The sequence below is a fragment of the Hymenobacter algoricola genome (assembly GCF_039539525.1).
Lineage (GTDB): Bacteria > Bacteroidota > Bacteroidia > Cytophagales > Hymenobacteraceae > Hymenobacter > Hymenobacter algoricola.
Map to the genome: position 1 here is coordinate 1 of NZ_BAABDH010000077.1, position 4,373 is coordinate 4,373.

The 4,373-nt window shown below is 65.7% G+C and carries 3 protein-coding genes; all 3 read left to right on the forward strand.

All coding sequences use genetic code 11. The features are described from left to right. The first annotated feature begins 324 nt into the window (after positions 1-324). Genes ABD842_RS14010 through ABD842_RS14020 form a run of 3 tightly spaced genes read left to right on the forward strand, consistent with a single transcriptional unit; the run spans position 325 to position 4,257 of the window. On the forward strand, positions 325-1,881 hold the full coding sequence (locus ABD842_RS14010; RefSeq protein WP_345115070.1) for a hydroxymethylglutaryl-CoA reductase: 1,557 nt from the start codon (positions 325-327) through the stop codon (positions 1,879-1,881). A gap of 31 nt (positions 1,882-1,912) precedes the next feature. Beyond that, positions 1,913-2,671 (forward strand): hypothetical protein, encoded by a 759-nt coding sequence (locus ABD842_RS14015; RefSeq protein ID WP_345115073.1) that lies wholly within the window; start codon positions 1,913-1,915, stop codon positions 2,669-2,671. Continuing rightward, positions 2,668-4,257, forward strand: a complete 1,590-nt coding sequence (locus tag ABD842_RS14020) for a T9SS type A sorting domain-containing protein (RefSeq protein ID WP_345115076.1) — start codon at positions 2,668-2,670, stop codon at positions 4,255-4,257. The genes ABD842_RS14015 and ABD842_RS14020 overlap by 4 nt, the downstream gene beginning before the upstream one ends. The last annotated feature ends 116 nt before the right edge of the window (positions 4,258-4,373 follow it).

Sequence of the window (4,373 nt, forward strand, 5' to 3'; positions counted from 1 at the left end):
CCCGTATTGCCGAAGTTGTGCGGGCGCTGCCGTGGAGTATTTGTCCCATAAGTGTGTACGAAATTCCAGCCCGGAAAATACACCTTCTCTCCCTGGGACTATACAACTATACCGGGCGGTTTTTTTATATCCGGCCGGCTCTGAGCGGCCGGCCGTCGTGGCGGCAGGAGCTACGTCCGCCGTCCGCTGCCAGAGCCGCGTCGTGGTCCTGCGCACCGTCCTGCAAAACCAGCCGCCCGGACCGGCTGGCGGCAAGCGCTGATCTATTCCCGAAAAATTCGCACTTTACCCGCCCCAACTTTCTGCCCTAACTATTCCCGCTTCATGATCTTCACGCCCAGCCCCATGCTGCTCAAGCTGCTCTACACCCGCGGCAGCCTGCACAATACGCCCGAGGGCGTGGCTTTCAGCATCAAAAACCGCCTCGATACGGTACACCTCTCCCGTATCGACCATGTGCAGATTGATGACCTGCGCATTGGAGCCGGGCAGATTGCGCTGGATCTGGGGGAAGGCGACGTGCGGCCGGCCGCTGCTTTCAACGCCGACGGTGCGGGTTTCACGCTGGCTGTGGGCCAGGCGGCCACCTTCCACCTGGCTACCGAGCACCTCAGGGAAGGCCTGCATACCGTGCAGGTGCAGTTTGCGGCCGACCCGTTTGGCGACCTGAGCGTGGAGGTGGAAGACTCCATCGTGACCACGCCCGACAACCGCACCCGCATTCCGCGCTCCGACGAGGACGACTATTCCGACGCCGCCATTCAGGCCCGGCAGCGCTTTGCCGAGGAGTTTTCGGGGCAGGAGTTCAAGCACCTGAAGCACTACTCCTTCGACGCCCACGACCTGCAGGGCAACTGCGAGCATTTCACCGGCGTGGCCCAGATTCCGGTGGGGCTGGCCGGGCCGCTGCGCCTGAACGGGGAGCACGCCCAGGGCGACTTTCTCATCCCGATGGCCACGACCGAAGGCACGCTGGTGGCCAGCTACAACCGCGGCATTCAGCTGCTCAACCTCTGCGGCGGGGCCAAGTGCACCGTCATCGGCGACGCCATGCAGCGGGCGCCGGTGTTCGTGTTCGATGATGCCCGCGGGGCCCGGGACTTTGGGCGCTGGATTGCCGAAAACCTGGAGCAGATCCGGCCCGAGGCCGAAAGCACCTCCCGCATTGCCAAGCTCCAGTACATCGACACCTACCTGAGCAACAAGTTCGCCTTCCTGCGCTTCAACTACAGCACCGGCGACGCGGCGGGGCAGAACATGGTGGGCCGCGCCACCTTCGCCGCCTGCTCCTGGATTCTGGAGCACTACAAGGGCGCCCCCATCCGCCACTTCTACCTCGAGTCCAACTTCGCCACCGACAAGAAAGCCTCCCAGATCAACGTGATGCGCACCCGCGGCAAGCGCGTGGTGGCCGAGTGCGTGATAAAGCGCGACATTCTGCAGCAGCGCATGCGCGTGACGCCCGAGCAGCTGGCCTACCACGGGCAGGTAAGCAACGTGGGCGCCTTCTTGTCGGGGGCCAACAACAACGGCGCCCACTCGGCCAACGGCATCACCGCCATGTTCATTGCCACCGGCCAGGACGTGGCCAACGTGTCAGAATCGTCGGCCGGGGTGCTGTACTCGGAGGTGACGCCCGAGGGGGATCTGTACATCAGCATTACCATTCCCTCCCTTATCGTGGCCACCCACGGCGGCGGCACGGGGCTGGCTACCCAGAACGAATGCCTCCGGATGCTGGGCTGCGTGGGCCGCGGCACGGTGAATAAGTTTGCCGAAATCGTGGCCGGCGTCGTGCTGGCCGGCGAGCTGAGCCTGGGCGCCGCCATCAGCAGCTCCGACTGGGTGAGCAGCCACGAGCAGTACGGCCGCAACCGCTAGGCCGGGCCTCACCCTTCATCGAGCCGGCCCTATGTCCTTCCGCTTTGCTTTCGTATGGGCCCTCGGCCTGCTGGCGGCCGCCCCTGTCGCGGCCTGCCGGGCCCAGAACCAGACTCCGATGCTCACGCCCCAGGAAGTGCGGGCCTTGTCGACCGGCTACTACTCGGCTTACGAGTATGACCGGGTGGTGGCGAAGGTAGCCCTGACCCCGGAGCAGGCCTATTTCACCCCCGACTGGCTGCCCGGCACCCTGTGGCTGCCCGGCGGCGAAAAAGCCCCCGTTGCGGCGCTACGCTACAACCTGGCGCTGCGGCTGGTTGAAGTTCGGGACCCCACCATTCCGGCCGGGGTACGCATTGTGCCGGTCGGCAGCCTGCGGGGCTTCACCCTCGGGGCGGAGGGCAAGGCCGGCAGCCGCAGCTTCGAGGCCCGGTCGGTAGACCGCAGCGCCAACAGCCGGAATTTCTTTGAGGTCCTGAATGCCGGCGCCCTGCAGCTGCTGCTGCTGCACACCCTCGATGAAAAAGCCGCCAACTGGATTGCCGCCTATAACCTGGAAACCCGGCCCGCCTCCATTGGGCGCGTCACCCGCCTGTTCGTGGCCCGGCCCGGGCAGCAGCTGGTAGAAGAGCTGCCGCTGAAGCGCAAGGCCGCGGAGAAGCTGTTCGGCGACAAGGCCACGCAGGTGGCCGCGTATGCGGCGGGCAAAAACCTGAGCTACGAGCAGGTCCCGGACCTGGTGTGGATGGTCGATTACTATAACAGCCTGCTTAACGTGCCCCACGAATGAGAAAACTCTTCCGGATCCTGGCGTTGCTGCCCCTGCTGCTGGCCTGCGCCGGCAGTGGGCAGGCCCAGTCGACCCATCCCAACGTGCTGGTCAGCACCGTCAACAGTCCGGAGGAGACCTCCATTGCCATCAACCCCAAAAACACCCAGGAGCTGGTAGCGGGCGCCAACATCAGCAACCAGTACTTCAGCACCAACGGCGGGCAGACCTGGACCTGGCGGCCGCTCAGCTCGCCCTACGGCGTGTGGGGCGACCCGTGCGTGGTGGCCGACACGGCCGGGGTGTTCTACTTCTTCCACCTGTCGAACCCCGGCGCCCCGGGCGGCAGCTTCCCGTTTATCGACCGGATGCAGGTGCAGCGGGCCGCCACGGCGGCCACGCCTTTCGCCTTCCGCGGCTTTTTCGGGCTGAACCCGCCCAAGCAGCAGGACAAGGAGTGGGTGGCCGTGAACCGGCGCACCAACGCCCTGTACGCCACCTGGACCGAGTTTGACACCTACGGCAGCCTCTCACCCACCGACAGCTCCCGCATTCTGTTCAGCAAGTCCCTGGACCAGGGCCTGACCTGGTCCACTGCCAAGCGCATCAGCAAAGTGGGGGGCGACGCCATCGATGAGGACAACACGGTGGAAGGCGCCGTGCCGGCCGTGGGGCCCAACGGGGAAATCTACACGGCCTGGGCCGGGCCGCTGGGGCTCACCTTCAACCGCTCCCTCGACGACGGCCTGACCTGGCTGCCGAGCGAGAAGGTAATCACCAGCGTGCCCGGCGGCTGGGACTATGGCGTGGCCGGCATCTACCGCGCCAACGGCCTGCCCATCACCGCCTGCGACGTGAGCTCGGGGCCGCACCGCGGCACCATCTACGTAAACTGGAGCGACCAGCGCAACGGCCCTTCCGACGCCGACGTGTGGCTGGTGCGCAGCACCGACGGCGGCCTGAGCTGGAGCGCCCCGCGCCGGGTAAACAACGATGCGCCCGGGCACCAGCAGTTTTTCACCTGGATGACCGTGGACCAGGCCACCGGCTACCTGTGGTTTGTGTTCTACGACCGGCGCAGCTACCCCGCTTCCGCCACCGAAACCCGCACCGACGTGTACGCCGCCCGCAGCACCGACGGCGGCCTGACGTTCCAGAACTTCCGCCTCAGCCAGTCGCCCTTCGTGCCCAGCCCCAACGTATTCTTCGGCGACTACACCAACATCACGGCCCACAACAACGTGGTGCGCCCCATCTGGACCCGCCTCGACAACCGGCAGCTCAGCGTCTGGACGGCCCTGATCGACGTGACGGTGCTGGGCAATAAAAACGCGGCCAAGCTGCCCGGGCTGAGTTTGCAGGTGTACCCGAACCCGGCCCGCGAGGCCGTGCAGCTGGCCCTGCAGCTGCCGCTGGCCGCTCCCGCCACCGTACGCCTGCTCAGCGCCGAGGGCCGCCTGGTGCGCACCATTCTCAACCACGAGCCCCTGCCCACCGGCCAGCGCCAGCTCACCATTCCGGTAGCCGACCTAGCCGCGGGCGTGTACCTGCTCGAAGCCCAGGTGGGCGACTACAGTCTGCACCGCAAGGTGACGGTGGTACGCTAACGGCTTCATCAACTGTCTCGTCCGGCTATATGTTGACATGAATAAGGCAAGGGCCCCGCTCGGATTTTCCGGCGGGGCTTTTTCCTTGCGAATGGACTTGATTGGGGGTTAAGTAG

Bases quoted from the DNA above. Each gene is read 5' to 3' on its own strand.
- ABD842_RS14010 (WP_345115070.1), top strand. From the start codon at position 325: ATGATCTTCACGCCCAGCCCCATGCTGCTCAAGCTGCTCTACACCCGC.
- ABD842_RS14015 (WP_345115073.1), top strand. From the start codon at position 1,913: ATGTCCTTCCGCTTTGCTTTCGTATGGGCCCTCGGCCTGCTGGCGGCC.
- ABD842_RS14020 (WP_345115076.1), top strand. From the start codon at position 2,668: ATGAGAAAACTCTTCCGGATCCTGGCGTTGCTGCCCCTGCTGCTGGCC.